Source organism: Waterburya agarophytonicola KI4 (genome assembly GCF_020640915.1).
GTDB lineage: Bacteria > Cyanobacteriota > Cyanobacteriia > Cyanobacteriales > Xenococcaceae > Waterburya > Waterburya agarophytonicola.
The window spans coordinates 1-15,072 of the sequence record NZ_JADWDC010000042.1; the positions used below are offsets into that span (position 1 = coordinate 1).

The 15,072-nt window shown below is 41.6% G+C and carries 15 protein-coding genes and 5 pseudogenes; 6 read left to right on the forward strand and 14 right to left on the reverse strand.

Going from position 1 to position 15,072, the window contains the following annotated elements; genetic code table 11:
* Positions 1–53: 53 nt before the first annotated feature.
* The 4 genes and pseudogenes from I4641_RS15455 to I4641_RS15470 form a co-directional block, all read left to right on the forward strand.
* Positions 54–830, forward strand: a pseudogene (locus I4641_RS15455) (MFS transporter); the annotation flags it as partial.
* A gap of 151 nt (positions 831–981) precedes the next feature.
* A complete protein-coding gene (locus I4641_RS15460; protein ID WP_229641447.1) occupies positions 982–2,586 on the forward strand; it encodes an iron uptake porin in 1,605 nt (534 codons plus the stop codon).
* A gap of 154 nt (positions 2,587–2,740) precedes the next feature.
* Positions 2,741–4,051 (forward strand): L-fucose:H+ symporter permease, encoded by a 1,311-nt coding sequence (gene fucP, locus I4641_RS15465; protein WP_229641448.1) that lies wholly within the window; start codon positions 2,741–2,743, stop codon positions 4,049–4,051.
* Between the two features lie 116 nt (positions 4,052–4,167).
* A pseudogene (locus I4641_RS15470) lies at positions 4,168–4,509 on the forward strand (PfkB family carbohydrate kinase); the annotation flags it as partial.
* On the opposite strand, the gene I4641_RS15475 reads toward I4641_RS15470, so the two are convergent.
* From I4641_RS15475 to I4641_RS15515, 10 genes and pseudogenes are all read right to left on the reverse strand, one after another.
* Positions 4,463–4,906 carry a hypothetical protein gene (locus tag I4641_RS15475; protein ID WP_229641451.1) on the reverse strand — a complete coding sequence of 148 codons (444 nt, stop codon included), beginning with the start codon at positions 4,904–4,906 and terminating at the stop codon, positions 4,463–4,465. The pseudogene I4641_RS15470 and the gene I4641_RS15475 sit on opposite strands and share 47 nt — an antisense overlap.
* Before the next feature lie 260 nt (positions 4,907–5,166).
* Positions 5,167–5,520: a CBS domain-containing protein gene (locus tag I4641_RS15480; protein WP_229641452.1), complete on the reverse strand. Its 354-nt coding sequence runs from the start codon at positions 5,518–5,520 to the stop codon at positions 5,167–5,169.
* 161 nt (positions 5,521–5,681) lie between these two features.
* On the reverse strand, positions 5,682–6,101 hold the full coding sequence (locus I4641_RS15485) for a hypothetical protein (protein ID WP_229641453.1): 420 nt from the start codon (positions 6,099–6,101) through the stop codon (positions 5,682–5,684).
* Positions 6,102–6,195: 94 nt separating this feature from the next.
* Complete coding sequence (locus tag I4641_RS15490) at positions 6,196–7,179, reverse strand: DnaJ C-terminal domain-containing protein (protein WP_369426816.1); 984 nt, start codon at positions 7,177–7,179, stop codon at positions 6,196–6,198.
* A gap of 85 nt (positions 7,180–7,264) precedes the next feature.
* Positions 7,265–7,702 carry an Hsp20/alpha crystallin family protein gene (locus I4641_RS15495; protein WP_229641455.1) on the reverse strand — a complete coding sequence of 146 codons (438 nt, stop codon included), beginning with the start codon at positions 7,700–7,702 and terminating at the stop codon, positions 7,265–7,267.
* A gap of 237 nt (positions 7,703–7,939) precedes the next feature.
* Positions 7,940–8,059 (reverse strand): annotated as a pseudogene (locus I4641_RS24205) (transposase); the annotation flags it as partial.
* Positions 8,060–8,114: 55 nt separating this feature from the next.
* Positions 8,115–8,345: pseudogene (locus I4641_RS15500) on the reverse strand (PIN-like domain-containing protein); the annotation flags it as partial.
* Positions 8,346–8,555: 210 nt separating this feature from the next.
* Positions 8,556–10,187 carry a chaperonin GroEL gene (gene groL, locus I4641_RS15505; RefSeq protein WP_229641457.1) on the reverse strand — a complete coding sequence of 544 codons (1,632 nt, stop codon included), beginning with the start codon at positions 10,185–10,187 and terminating at the stop codon, positions 8,556–8,558.
* Between the two features lie 74 nt (positions 10,188–10,261).
* Positions 10,262–10,573, reverse strand: coding sequence for a co-chaperone GroES (gene groES, locus I4641_RS15510; protein WP_229641458.1), 312 nt, complete (start codon positions 10,571–10,573; stop codon positions 10,262–10,264).
* 95 nt (positions 10,574–10,668) lie between these two features.
* Positions 10,669–11,163, reverse strand: a complete 495-nt coding sequence (locus tag I4641_RS15515) for an Hsp20/alpha crystallin family protein (RefSeq protein WP_229641459.1) — start codon at positions 11,161–11,163, stop codon at positions 10,669–10,671.
* Positions 11,164–11,384: 221 nt separating this feature from the next.
* Here I4641_RS15515 and I4641_RS15520 point away from each other — a divergent pair, with 221 nt between their 5' ends.
* Positions 11,385–11,588 (forward strand): hypothetical protein, encoded by a 204-nt coding sequence (locus I4641_RS15520; protein ID WP_229641460.1) that lies wholly within the window; start codon positions 11,385–11,387, stop codon positions 11,586–11,588.
* 6 nt (positions 11,589–11,594) lie between these two features.
* On the opposite strand, the gene I4641_RS15525 is transcribed toward I4641_RS15520, so the two are convergent.
* From I4641_RS15525 to hemF, 4 genes are read right to left on the reverse strand one after another with little or no spacing between them, the layout of a single operon-like run.
* Positions 11,595–12,587, reverse strand: coding sequence for a 2-hydroxyacid dehydrogenase (locus I4641_RS15525; protein ID WP_229641461.1), 993 nt, complete (start codon positions 12,585–12,587; stop codon positions 11,595–11,597).
* 43 nt (positions 12,588–12,630) lie between these two features.
* Entirely contained in the window at positions 12,631–13,323 is a 693-nt protein-coding gene (locus I4641_RS15530) for a biliverdin-producing heme oxygenase (RefSeq protein ID WP_229641462.1), read from the reverse strand.
* Between the two features lie 28 nt (positions 13,324–13,351).
* Entirely contained in the window at positions 13,352–13,573 is a 222-nt protein-coding gene (locus I4641_RS15535; protein ID WP_229641463.1) for a hypothetical protein, read from the reverse strand.
* Positions 13,574–13,599: 26 nt separating this feature from the next.
* The gene (gene hemF, locus I4641_RS15540; protein WP_229641464.1) at positions 13,600–14,628 is read right to left on the reverse strand and encodes an oxygen-dependent coproporphyrinogen oxidase; all 1,029 of its coding nucleotides are present in this window, start codon (positions 14,626–14,628) and stop codon (positions 13,600–13,602) included.
* Between the two features lie 236 nt (positions 14,629–14,864).
* On the opposite strand from hemF, the pseudogene I4641_RS15545 reads away from it, so the two are divergent.
* Positions 14,865–15,065: pseudogene (locus I4641_RS15545) on the forward strand (magnesium-protoporphyrin IX monomethyl ester (oxidative) cyclase); the annotation flags it as partial.
* Positions 15,066–15,072 lie beyond the last annotated feature (7 nt).

Here is a 15,072-nt window from a genome sequence, read left to right on the forward strand (position 1 = left end):
TATCCCACTAATAACACACTCATTCTTAGTGTAATTAATTTTGCCTAAGTACTTACCTAGTCGCTCAGGGACGAGAACAAGAGGCAACTACAGTTCTCACCAAAATTTTAAAAGGTAACGTTCGGGAAAAAATCGAAGAAATTCGGCAGACGGTTTTACGCGAACGTCAACCTAAGTTTTCTGACCTTTTAACTAGAAGTGGCGGACTCCTCCCTATCGTTTGGGTCGGTATTGGCTTATCCCTACTCCAACAATTTATTGGGATTAACGTCATCTTTTACTACAGCAGTATTTTGTGGCGTGCCGTTGGTTTTTCCGAGCAGGATTCTTTAACTATTACGGTAATTACAGGAGCGGTAAATATTGTTACGACCCTGATTGCGATCGCCTTTGTCGATAAATTTGGTCGTAAACCCTTGCTGGTTTTAGGATCGATTGGCATGACCATAACCTTGGGAACATTAGCGGTGATTTTTGGTAATGCACCTGTAAATGCTGCTGGTAGTCCCACTCTGAGCGGAACTGCTGGTATTGCTGCTCTTTTGGCAGCGAATCTTTATGTGTTTTGCTTTGGATTCTCCTGGGGTCCTGTAGTCTGGGTACTGCTAGGAGAAATGTTTAATAACAAAATTCGCGGGGCTGCTCTTTCCATTGCTGCATCGATGCAATGGGTCGCCAACTTCGCCGTTTCTACTACCTTTCCACCAATACTGCAATATTTTGGACTGGGTACTGCCTATGGTCTTTACACGATTGCAGCAGCTATTTCCTTATTCTTCGTGATCTTTTTCATCAAGGAAACCAACGGCATGGAGCTAGAACATATGTAGGTATTTAACAATGAACAATTGATAATTAAAATACTAAAGATTTTTTTTTCCTGCACCATGCCCCTCTACAAACACTACCAGGCTCACTGGTATCGGTTCGTGCTGTGTCAACAGCATTATTTTCTCATCGTTTCAAATCGGATTTAAAGCAATGTTAAAAAGTTTTTTCTACAGCGTTCCTATTTTATTGTTCATCTCTACCGCCACCTCGGCAGTACCTGTTGGCGATCGCTATTTACTAGAACAGAGCGACCACAACTTGTACGGACAAGTCCCCTCGGTCAGACAACTATCGGATGTACAACCGACAGATTGGGCTTATGAAGCTCTACAATCGCTAGTACAACGTTACGGCTGCATCTCTGGTTATCCCGACTCAACCTTTCGCGGCGATCGCCCTTTGACTCGTTACGAGTTTGCTGTCAGTTTAAATTCCTGTCTCAATCAAATTGCTGACTTGGTTACTAATAATTCTGTCGAGTCAGGGGACTTATCTACAATACAAAGATTACAGTCTGACTTTGAAGCAGAATTAGCTAGCTTGGAGGGACGAGTTGATGAATTAGAGGGACGTACAGCAACCTTAGAAGACAATCAGTTTTCTACTACGACCAGACTTAGGGCTGAAATTATCACCGCCGTTACTGATAGCTTCGGTAATGGAGTTGGTAGCGACGGCGATCCCACCGAAACCTTCTTTGCCTATCGTGGTCGTCTTAACTTTGAAAGTAGCTTTACGGGAGAAGATCTGCTACGAGTCCGCCTGCAATTTGGCAACTTTTTTGATGAAGATAACAACAGTAAAATTGGTTTAGCTACGGGTACGGGAATGACCCGCCTTAATTTTGATGATAATAAAGTTAATGAGCTTAGTGTTCCTCATATCCGCTACTACTTTCCCGTAAGTGATTCTCTCTCCTTTGCAGTTGGTCCAGTCGGTATTGGCTACACCGATATAACAACTACCGTCACTCCTGCCGTAATTGCCGATGACGGAAATGGAGTTCCGTCACTGTTTGGTTCTTATAGTCCGATTTTTCGTAGAGGTGGCGGTGGTGTAGGTGCTAACTGGGAGTTTTCTGATGAATTGACCTTAACAGTCGGTTACTTGGCAGATAATCCCGATTCTCCCTTATCAGGAAACGGTTTATTTAACGGCGGTTACAATGCCCTGGCGCATTTAGTATATTTAGGCGATCGCGGAGGGGCGGGTTTGGCATACTCTCATGGTTACAGTCCCGAAGGTGGAGTTAATCTTACTGGTGGAACGGGTAGTGACTTAGCTAGTTCTCCCTTTGGAGATAATATCGCCACTTCTAACAACATTGTTGGCGCGCAGGGATTCTATCGCTTGGGCGATCGCTTCCAAATTCACGGTTGGGGTGGCTATATCTGGGCAAATGCGGAAAACTCTGGTTTGAGTGCTATTTCTGATGGTTTGGATGGCACTGATGCTCTTTTGGTTAACGCAGGCGATAATGCTAATAGTTGGTATGGGGCAATTGGTCTTTCTTTTCCCGATGTGGGAGGCGAGGGTAATCTACCAGGAATCCTCTTTGGCATACCACCCCATGTTACCTCCAGTGATGTTCGCGAAGAAGGTGATAATGCCTACCACCTCGAAGCATTTTATCGTATGAAGGTTAATGATAATATCTCAGTGACTCCAGGTGCTTGGGTAGTTTTGAATCCAGAAAACAATAGCGATAATGACACCCAGTATGTAGGAGTATTGCGTACCACCTTTAATTTTTAGCGATATACGAAGTTGAAGGAGATGTTACAAAACTTTTAAGTAACAGGATCTAGTTAATTAGAAAATAGTTGAGGTAGGAAACAAAAAACCCAAAATAGGAAATACCAGCGAATTTTATCTTGTTTTGGGTTTTTAAAAAGACGATCTAAAAACGATGAAATTTGAAAAATCTGAACGCCAACGATCGACGAAAGCCAAGTTTGTTTATTCAAACATGAGAATTACTTTCGTACTAATGCTCGCTTGTTTTGCAGCCTGGGGAGTTGCTGCGAATATGACCGATCCATTAGTCAAGGTTTTTAGCAAAATTTTCACCATGAGTACATTTCAAGCTGCTCTGGTTCAGTCTTGTTACTACGGTGCTTACTTTTGTTTGGCGTTACCTGCTGCATTCATTAGTAAAAGATATTCCTATAAAGTTGGAGTTCTTACTGGTCTTGGTTTAGCAACTATCGGTGCTTTTGCATTTTATCCAGCCAGCTTAATGATGACCTATGGCTTTTTCCTAGCAGCTTTATTTATCTTAGCAGCAGGTCTATCGATTTTAGAAACATCCGCTAATCCCTTTGTGATGTCGATGGGACCAGAGAAGAGCGCAACCCGCAGACTAAATCTGGCTCAGGCGTTTAATCCTCTTGGCACCAATTTGGGTGTTTTACTAGCTGCAACTTTAATTCTGCCTAACCTCAACCCCGCCACAGCAGCGCAGAGAGCAGCTATGTCCCCCGACGCATTATCTGCCGTTCGAGCAGCGGAACTCAAGGCGGTGATGACTCCCTATGTGGGAATGGCTTTTGCGCTACTAATTATTTGGGTAGCGATCGCCTTGATTAAAGTTCCCAGGTCTAATGAGCCGAAAGTACAGGATGCCCCAAACACCAATTTTCGTTCTACTCTAAGACGACTCCTTGCCAATCGCCACTATAGTTGGGGAGTTGTGGCTCAATTTTTTAACGTTGCAGCACAAACTTGTGTTTGGACATTCACGATTCAGTACGTCCAAGAGGCTATAGGGGGCAGCGAAGCGAATGCAGGGCAATATCTTCAATATAGCCTGCTGGTTTTTCTGGCTTCTCGTTTTGTTATGACTTGGGTAATGGGGTTTGTTCGACCAACTATTTTGTTAACAGCTCTAGCATTCTTGGGCAATATTCTCTGTGTCTATGCAATACTCAGTCCTGACATATCTGGGGTTTGGGCGGTTGTGTCTATCTCAGCTTGTTTGTCCCTAATGTTCCCCACCATTTATGGTGTAGCCCTATACGGTCTGGGGGAAGATACTAAATTTGGTGCTGCTGGATTGGTCATGGCAATTTTGGGAGGTGCGGTTATGCCACTCGTTCAGGGAGCATTAATGGATGCCTTTGGAGCTGCTTTTTCTTACATTACCCCAGCAATTTGTTTTCTGATTGTTGCTGGTTATGGTTTGTTCAACCTCAGAACTGTAAGAGCAGTAAGAATGTAAAAATGGCAAAACAGATAACGTTACCGTTACCCGAGCGGAAAAATAGACAAGGTTAAAACTGCCTATTATCTTTGATTTTTAATTCTAATACCAATTAAACGGAACTAAAATATATGATGAAAACAGCAAACCGCCCTACAAAAGTTATCTGTCTTGGGGAAGTATTATTTGATTGTCTTGCCGACCAAACTGGCAAAACAATATCGAATGTTACATCTTGGACTCCCTATCCAGGAGGCGCACCAGCAAATGTTGCCTGTGCCTTAGCAAAGCTAGGAACTCCTTCAGCGTTTATTGGTCGTGTGGGCAAAGATCGGCAGGGAGAACAATTGGTTCAACTCTTAGAATCAATTGGAGTAGATATTTCTGGAGTCCAATATGACGAACAAGCACCTACCAGAAAAGTATACGTTACTCGTTCTGTAGAAGGCGATCGCACTTTTGCAGGCTTTGGCGAGCGACTACTGGTTCACAGGCTATCCCTGCTTCTCTGATACAACGGTCAATTGTCCCAACACTAAGTTCTATCCCCAACCAATCAAAGAGAAATTCTAAGATTTTGCTTCTGCTTAATCGATAACGTACTCCCAGACTGGCGATGAAAGTGGCAAAAGCATTTCCTACCAAGACATATTCCGTCAGTTTCAAGTTACGAGTTCGACCTTTAACAGTCGAAGTAATTCCTTCTCCTGGCTGAGACTGAGATTGATGTCCACAACTGCAACTGGCTTGATAGTAGTGATGTAGCTGACAGACTATTTTCAATCCTCCTTCGGTTGTTTCTAGTTCCAGAACGTGATGTCCCATATAAGGAAGGAGTCGAGTTATTAACCAGCTTTGCCTGATTACAAGCACTACACTGACTTGGGGAATGAGAGATTATTTCATCTATCTTCAGTATTTGACTGCGCCCAAACCCCTTTGCACCTTTCTGTTTTCCTGCTTTTCTTTTCGCTATGGAATTCTTTTTCTGTTTCTCTTGAAGGCTACTTGTTCTTGAGGACTTGGCTGATTTTGCTTGATTCTGAAACGGATTATCCAGAGATGGTGGTTGAGAACTATTATTTGAATCTAAATTATTTTTCTCCCATTGTTCAACGGCATAGAGATGTAGATTATCTGCTACTTCTACCAATCTTTCCTTGGACAAAGATTGGAAGTAATCCCGATTCATTTGAGCTAAATCTTCTTTGCTTAGTCGAGCCAGGGTTGATTAGCTTACAGCAATATGAGCGCAGCAAATTACTTTTTTTTTGAGGGGGGGAGTGAACGCTTACGCCCAACCAGCGTAAATCTCGTTCGGAAACAATTCCCACGAGGCGATCGCCCTGCTTAATGGGTAGGTGACGAATTTGATGCTCGTCCATCATATTTATGATGCGAGATACTGAGGTTTCAGGATCGGCAAAATAAGGAAAGGGACGCATCACAGCCGAGACAGAAGGCATTTGCTTGTAATCTAATAGCATGGCTATCGAGCTAAATACAACAGCCCCAGTTTAAACATTTTGTAGCCGAGGATCTCAAATAAATCTTAAAAAAAGATAAATAAACAGACGAATACAGAGAGAGACAATGATAAAACTAACTACTTAAGCAAAGCGGTACTAGCAGTGAAATATTTGAGGCTCTATTTTCCCGTATGGTTATTGTTATTTCCCATTAAAATTTCCCAGGCTGCCTGGGCAGCTTCTTGTAGGCGATCGCCCAAACTAGCAATCTCATCTACAGTTTTCTGCCAATTTGTCTCAACATCTTTTTGAATCATCGTTACAGAATGTTCAATTCTTTTGGGATCAAGTAGTTGATTCTGCTCTAATGCCTCTCTCGCACTACGGACAGCATTTAGATAGGCATCTTGTGTAATGGTTTGAGCGTTTTCAATTTCCGACTGCGCTCTAGTTTTAATTGCTTCTACCAAAGCTTTTGTTTCGGCTTTAATTTTGTCATCTTGTCCCGCCATTTCTTGTTCTACTAAATCATTCGTTTCGGGACTTACGCGAACTATCTCGGTTTCTTTGTTGTTAGGATTAGGTTGCTCGACGCTCATGATTTATGCTCCGAATTATTGGGTATTGCTATTTTAATCTTAATGAATTAATTCTGGTAAAGCGATCGCTTTAAAAATACTGGTCGATAACGTTTTATAAGCGGGTATTTTCCAAACTACGACGAGGATTAAAATTACTTCCTTGACGCAGCTTCTCGTAATACTCTCGCTCTTGAGTAGTCAAGTTTTTGGGGGTGACAATTTTGAGCTTAACGATTTGGTCGCCGCGCTCGCTTTTTGCCGATTTCCAACCTTTATTTTTCAACCGTAGAGACTGTCCTGAATTTACACCTGGTGGTACTTTCATAGTGACGCTACCGTCAGGAGAGGGGACTTTAATTTCTGTTCCCAATACTGCCTCTACTGGGGTAATAGGCACTTCGCAGATAAGATTATTTCCCTCTAGGGTAAATATGGGATGGGGTTGCAAGCTGACTTTTAAATATAAATCTCCCCGTTGTTGACTATAAGGGTTAGGCTGTCCTTTACCTTTGAGACGAATCCGAGTCCCTGGTTTTGCCCCTGGGGGAATCCGCACCTTAATGGTTTCTCCATTTAATTGCAGATGTTGCTGACTGCCATGAAAAGCCTCGGAGAAAGTCAGAGTAATAGCCGCTTCACTATCGGCAACAGGCATATTGGAAAATCCACCGCCAAAAGCAGACTCGAAACCGCCAAAACCTCCAGGGCTGCCAGTGCGATAACTGTAGGTTTTACTACCCGTACCCATTCCGCCAGACATACCCCCAAAACGCCCTAGTAGTTCGTTAATAAAGTCATCAAACCCAGCGTATTGAGAAAAGTCTGCACCCATACCAGCCCCAGGAGGTGTTCCCGCAGCAGCCTGTTGCCAATATTGACCGTATTGATCGTATTTAGCTCGCTTTTCTGGGTCGGACAGCACTTCTTGGGCTTCGTTAACTTCCTTAAACCGTTGTTCGGCTTGTTTATCTCCTTGATTGAGATCGGGATGATATTTTCTGGCTAGTTTACGATAGGCTTTTTTAATTTCTTCAGGAGATGCGCTTTTGCTAACTCCTAGAATTTTGTAATAGTCTTTAAAATCCGTTGCTGGCACTTTTGCATTCACCTCCTGAATTTGTGTAATTTTTTGCTAAGGGCGAATGACTATCCGCCCCTACGAGATGTGTATCTTAATCAAATCAGCTAAGATTGACTTTGACGACTTTGTTTTTTTCTGCTTCTGCTTTGGGTAAAGTTAAGTGCAAAATACCGTCTTTATATTCAGCATTCACTTCATTATTTTTTACCCTGGCTGGTAAAGGAATTACCCGACGGAAGCTACCATAGCGAAATTCACTGCGAGTCATGCCATCTGCTTCGGTTTTAGTTTCGGATTTGCGTTCTCCACTAATAGAAATAGATTCGGCTGCCACTTGAATATCAATATCCTTGGCATCCATGCCAGGAATTTCTAGCTTTAGCTGTACTGCTTCTGGAGTTTCAGACATTTCCGCAGCAGGAGCAAAACCTGCGCTTTTGATATTAGAAGTTGTCGGAACTAAACTATCAAACAGACTGTTCATTTCCTTTTGCAAGCTGTCAATTTCAGTGAAAGGTTGCCAACGAATCAAAGACATGGTTAATACCTCCAAAACTTGGTAGATTGAATTGAATTGTGACTGATAATCAAACTGTGAGTCATTTGTTGTTATCTGTTATGTTCTTTGCTCACAGTTATAAGTATAAAAGAAGTCTTTAAAACAAAGGTTCGGTTTTATGTCCCCTATAGGTAGGGATTTTTCTATTTTCCATCGTCCGCACACCGTTCGCCCTTACTATTTTGACGGATTATTGGGATGCAATTGGTCAATTGCCTAAGACAAGGGATTATTAATAATGTATTGGCATTGGCGAATTTTGTTGAGTGCTGCTTCATTACGGATAATGTGTTCGTAATAATTTCGTTGCCATATTTTTGTTCCTGGCGCGTTGCGATGCTTGTAAACCAGTGACTAAAGCTGGTGTAGAAAGCTTATTCCAGTCAGGATTTGAAAACCGATTCAAAGATTCAATAATAACTTTTTGCCTGTTCTTTTTGTACTCCATTTCAACTTGAGAGCCTATTATCAATCGCTCTTTACAAGCGGTTAATGCTTGAAGATACTTCATACTTATGTCTGATTTCCGAATTCTATAAAAATCTAGTAGTATATTGGTATTTACAAAAAGCAGGGCATCTAATTCTTGTTCTTGACCTTGTTTTGATTTGTGGTTTAGCACACTTAAATCTGCTTATTGGGAATTTTTTTATCAGTTATATTTATACGGCACAAAAATCCACTAAGCTTGGGGTTTTATAGAACTTTTGACTAAGATTATCCTGCTAATCATAACTTGCAGTTCTTCAAACGTCATTTTAGATGCAAAAAAGCCACAACCTAGTCAAAGATTGTGGCTAAAAACTTAAGAGGGATTTAAATTGTCATCAGATTAATAATCAAAATCTCCCCCCATACCTGCGCCAGTAGGAGATGCTGACTTAGGTTCTGGTTTATCAGAAACAATACATTCAGTAGTCAAGACCATCCCTGCAATAGAAGCAGCATTTTGCACCACTGCGCGGGTAACTTTGGCAGGATCGACTACCCCCGCCTCAAACAGATCGACAAATTCGTCAGTCGCAGCGTTATAACCGACATTAAACTCTAGTTCTCTAACTCGCTCGGCAATTACCGATCCGTTTTGTCCTGCATTATCAGCAATGCGCTTGAGGGGTGCAGCTAGGGCGCGGGCAACAATACTCGCACCAATTAATTCTTCGCCCATTAAGTTATCTGCCGACCATGCTTCTAGTTCGGGAATAAGGTGCACCAGGGTAGTACCGCCTCCAGGGACAATCCCTTCTTCCACTGCTGCTTTGGTGGCGTTGATAGCATCTTCTAAGCGTAGCTTACGGTCTTTCATTTCGGTTTCGGTTGCAGCACCGACTTTGATTACTGCTACCCCACCCGCTAGTTTGGCTAAACGCTCTTGCAGTTTTTCTTTGTCATAGGAAGAGTCAGTTTCCGACATCTGACGGCGAATTTGTTCGCAACGAGCTTTTACCGCAAACTCGTTACCCTCTGCCACTATAGTTGTATGATCTTTGGTAATCGTGACGCGACGGGCTTTACCTAAGAAATCTAGCTCGACTTTTTCGAGGGTTAATCCTGCATCTTCAGTAATAACTTTACCGCCAGTGAGGGTGGCAATATCTTCCAGCATCGCTTTACGGCGATCGCCAAAACCAGGAGCTTTAACCGCAGCAATGTTTACTACTCCACGCATTCTGTTAACTACTAGAGTAGCCAAGGCTTCTTTCTCAATATCTTCAGCGATAATTAATAGGGGTTTGCCAGCGCGGGCGACTTTTTCGAGGATGGGTACGAGATCCTGAATTAAGGAGATTTTTTTATCGGTAATGAGGATACTAGGCTCATCTAATACTGCCTCCATCCTCTCTGTATCGGTGGCAAAGTAGGGAGAAATGTAGCCTTTATCAAAGCGCATCCCCTCGGTAATTTCTAATTCTGTGGTCATGGACTTACCTTCTTCTAAAGAGATAACCCCTTCTTGACCCACTTTTTCCATTGCTTCGGCGATCATCTTGCCGACTTCCTCATCATTACCTGCGGAAATTGCGCCGACTTGGGCGATCGCTTTTGAATCATTGACAGGACGAGAGCGATCGCTAATTTTATCCAGCAAATAGTTAGCAGCCTTATCAATACCTCGTTTTAGGTTAATCGGATTTGTCCCTGCTGCCACATTACGCAATCCTTCTTTCACCATCGCGTGAGCCAGCACAGTGGCGGTAGTTGTGCCATCCCCTGCTGCATCGTTAGTTTTTGCAGCAGCCTGACGAATTAAAGCCACACCAGTATTTTCGATATGGTCTTCTAGCTCAATTTCTTTAGCAATGGTTACACCATCATTGACAATTTGGGGTGCGCCATAGCTTTTCTCTAAAACTACATTGCGTCCTTTGGGTCCAATAGTGACGGCTACTGCTTCGGCTAAAGTATCAATGCCTCGCTCTAAAGCTTTACGTGCTTCATCGTTAAAACGAAGTTGTTTTGCCATGGTTCATTTACTCCTTAGATATGTGTAAAATTGAAGTTCAAAAATAAACGACTATATTTGCATGGGTGCGAAGATTAAATTACGGTGGCTAAAATATCTTTTTCTGACAGTAATACATAGTTCTCACTGCCCAACTTAATATCTGTGCCAGCGTATTTTGAGTAAAGTACCTTATCCCCTACTTTTACTTCGATAGGAGTACGACTACCATCATCATTTCTTTTACCGTCTCCAACCTCAACTACTTCACCAATTTGGGGCTTTTCTTTGGCTGAGTCGGGTAATAGAATTCCCCCCGCTGTCTTTTCTTCTGCTGCTTGAACTCTGAGAAAAATGCGATCGCCTAAAGGCTTAACTGTAGATGTTTGTAGGGCTAAAGTTGCCATGAAAAAATTCTCCTAACTATTAAATACAGGAATTAACAGAATATTTATCAATAATTTAGAGGAAATGAATTTTAAACCCACTTCCTCTAAATTATTTATGCCGAAGCTAACTCTAGATTCTCTTCAGAATCAGCTTTTGGTAAAGAACTGGCTGGGTTCGTCTGTTCGAGATTAATCTTGACTACTTTTTGCTTGGCTTCTTCTACTTTAGGTAATATTAAAGTCAAGATACCGTCTGTATAATCTGCTTTGACTTCAGTATTAACTACTGCCACGGGTAAAGAAATTTGGCGGTAGAATTTGCCGTAATTAAATTCTGAATATGAATATCGAGATGATTCTGTTTCTAAAGCACGACGTTCTCCAGAAACGGTTACAGATTTTCTCCTTGCTTCAATATCAATATTTTGGCGATCGACTCCAGCCAGAGACAGGCGCACAATCAACTTGTCATCATGGTCTAATAGTTCGACTGGGGGTTGCCAAGAATTATAATTTTGACTCCCTCCCTCCATTTCGTTAAAGACGCGATCAATTTGATTGCGTAAAGAATCCATTTGCTCAAAGGGTGAAAAGCTCACAATTTTCATAACGAAATTTCCTCCGTTGTATATGCAACTCAACAAACCGTTGAATAAATAAAATTAACTAGTGAAAAATTTCCTAAGCTTAACTAAATCACTGTTTAGAGTGTGATTAGTACTCCCGCTTGGTTATTGCTAATATAGCAAAGCTATTTTTTGGTTGACAACTATTTTCCAAGTAGGGTTTCCCGAACTAGTCTTTTATATAAATATAAAAATATACAACAATGCCTAATGTAACTAAGTCCGACCATCCATCTAAGTATCACTGCTGTTTTTGCCATCACTTTAATTTGGAAGGACATCGTTGGGGCTATTGTGAATTGCTTAATGTCTATGTCAAAGGAAATATAGATGCTTGTCAGCTTTCTGTTCCACCTTTTGTTTCCATTAAGGAATTGCCAGACAATCAGATAGCTAAATCTAAATAGTAAAAATTAAATACTAATTTGATTTGGGCAAACTTTTCCTTGCTCGATTTGGGCAATGTTGGACAGGGTGGTTTCGGCAATATTTTCTAAAGCATCGGTGGTAAAAAATGCCTGGTGTCCTGTAATAATTACATTAGGGAAGGTGAGTAGCCTTTGAAAGATATCGTCTTGAATAATTTCTGCGGATAAATCTTCAAAAAACATATTGCTTTCCCGTTCGTAAACATCTAAGGCTAAATGGCCGATCTGAGAAGATTTCAAGCCTTTGATAACTGCTTGGGTGTCTATCAAAGCACCACGACTAGTATTAATCAACATCACTCCTGGCTTCATTAGGGCGATCGCCTTATCGTCAATTAGATGATGATTTTCAGCAGTTAAAGGGCAATGAAGACTGATAATATCCGACACCGTAAGCAAGTCTTTTAAGTCCACATAGTTCCCATAGCGATCGCCAAATTCTCGATCAGGATAGGGATCGTAGGCGAGTACCTGACAGCCAAAACCGTGGAGTATTTGACCTGTAATGCGCCCGATTTTCCCCGTACCAATAATACCAACCACACGGTTATGCAGATCGAAACCTAAGAGTCCTTCCAGGGCAAAATTACCTTCCCGCACGCGGTTATAAGCTTTATGAGTCTTGCGATTGAGGGTGAGAATTAAAGCGATCGCGTGTTCTGCAACAGCATAGGGAGAATAGGCAGGAACTCTGACTACACTCAGCCCCAATTCTTGAGCTACTTTTAGATCGACGTTGTCATATCCCGCACATCGCAGGGCAATTAGTTTTACTCCTTGGTCAGCTAAAATCTCTAGTACAGGGCGATCGAGGATATCGTTAACGAAAACGCATATCGCAGGAAATTCCTTGGCTAAAGCTGCCGTGACTAAATCTAAATTTGGGGTAATGAAATAGAGATCGTGATCGTATTTCTGATTGACTTTTTCTAAAAATAGGCGATCGTAGGATTTAGAACCAAATACAGCAACTTTCATTAATGAAATTCTTCTCCCAGAAGATAGTATTTATCGTTGTTAGCTATACTAGACTAAGAATTTTTGTGTATACATCTTCCCCAATACTTGCCCGAACTGCTGGTTCTAGAGAGTGAAGTAAATCACAGTTGAGACGAAAAGCATAGTTAGCTTCATTAACGATCTCAGTAGCTAATTCTTCATCTATGGGGAGAGAGTTTAGAGCATCTCGATATTGTAACTTAAATTCTTTTATTGCACCTATAGAAAGTAGAGTATCAAATTCATAAAACCGAGTCCCTACTTCTTCGGGCAAATCGAAGGCGTTACGAATAATGTTTTTTAAGCCTTGCCCCCCAGAGAGATCCCCTAAATAGCGAACATAAGCATGGGCAACCAGCAGAATCGGTTCGGTCGCGGAAATTTGATGCAAACGGGATACATAATCTCTGGCTGCTTCTGAGGGAGAAATTTCCACGTTCCAGCGATCGCCATAGTAATATGCTAAATCTGCTTCTAAATTTTCCTTGCGGTTGAGTTGGGGAAAATAGATCGAGTTAATAACTATATGGTCGCGATGCTTTAATAGTTCCTCTTCTAAAACACTATAAACAAAATATAAATTACTTAATAGTTGGCGAAAAGGCTCTTGTTCGATCGCACCTTGCAAAAAACATTGCATATATGCCGTATCTTCTGCCAGGCGATGAGATTTCTGTGTTCCTTGTCTGAGTTGGGTGGCTAAGTTGTTTGTCATGTTAATAGGGAAGTAGGAGAATATATTGTTATTGATCTTGAGGATAAGCTTTGTAATATGCTGCCATTTCAGGTTCGGAAACTAGGCGTTTGAGTGATTCTTGGCGAGAAAGCATTAATATTTGCGCAATTTTGCCAATTTCGCCATCTGTGAGATCGGTTTGCGACAATTCGTCTAATAATTGATGGTAGGTTGCGTCTAGCTGATGATAAAGCTTAAACCGTACTGCTTGAGGTTTGGATTTGGTCATGATTTTCATTTTTTCTGTCTTCTTTATTATTTTGCGTTAACCCAGTCTTGAGGTTTAAGAAAGAAATCTGTTAATTCTGCTTCGGGGCTTCCTGGTTCGGGGGTATAGCCATACTCATAACGCACTAAGGGAGGTAAAGACATGAGAATTGATTCGGTACGTCCGTTAGTTTGTAGACCAAAAATAGTGCCGCGATCGTATACTAAATTGAACTCTACATAGCGTCCCCGTCGATATAGCTGGAAGTTTCTTTCTTTTTCTCCATATTCATTATCTTTTCTGGCTTTCACGATGGGGGCATAGGCTGGCAAGAATGAATTACCGCAACTCTGAATAAAGGCAAATATCTCAGACCAACTACGATTTACCTGACCGACTTTATTACTATGAACCGCAGCAGGGCTATCGCTTTCGGAACCGCAGTATAGATTACTTTTGCCGTCTTGATAATCAAAGAAGATTCCACCGATGCCCCTAGCTTCCTGGCGATGTTTGAGATAGAAATAGCGATCGCACCATAGTTTAAAAGTAGAGTAGTATTCTGGGTGATGCTTGTCGCAAGCTTGCTTAATGGTTTGATGAAAATGTACCGCATCTTCAGTGAAAGCATAGTAGGGAGTCAAATCTACTCCACCGCCAAACCACCAGACGTTACCCGCCTCAAAATAGCGATAATTAAGATGCACCGTTGGTACATAAGGATTGCGGGGATGCAGCACCATTGAGGTTCCCGTCGCGTAAAAACCTTGACCTGCTGCTTCAGGATGCTGTACTAAAATCGAAGGAGGAAGACTATCTCCCCATACCTCGGAAAAGTTTACTCCTCCCTGTTCAAAGACTCCCCCATCTTTAATGACGCGAGAACGTCCACCTCCCCCTTCTTCCCGCTCCCACTTGTCTTCGATGAACTTAGCTTGACCATCTAGCTGTTCTAAACCCTGACAAATATTATCTTGCAATTGCTGTAAAAACTGTTTAACTTGTTCCCGTGAATTGGCAGGAGGCAAGTTAGATGTACTAGCGACAGTGGATTTGGTGGCGGTTTGACTATTCATTGGCTGACTTGTTTCTTGTTTTTATCTCTTCTCTATACATAACTATATAGCAATATAGCTAGCCTTAATTTTTTGTTTACAAAACTCTAAATAGCAGAAGATCGCAGTCAGTATGCAATACTACGGCATTTTCAAATATTAGACAGGCTATAAATTACAAAATAATAACTACCCGATAAAGCACATTTATTTGTGTATGCTATTTATATAGCCAATTAGTCATATAGATATTTAAGATGGTTGCCACTACACCCCAGCCTACAGTCAAAACTTCTACCGAAGAAACTCTACTCTCTCCTCGTTTCTACACGACAGATTTTGATGCGATCGCTAATATGGATATTTCTGATCAGGAAGAAGAATTAAAAGCGATGATTACAGAGATGCAGACGGACTATAACCGCTATCATTTTGTTCGGGATGAAGAGTTCAATAAAGTTCAAT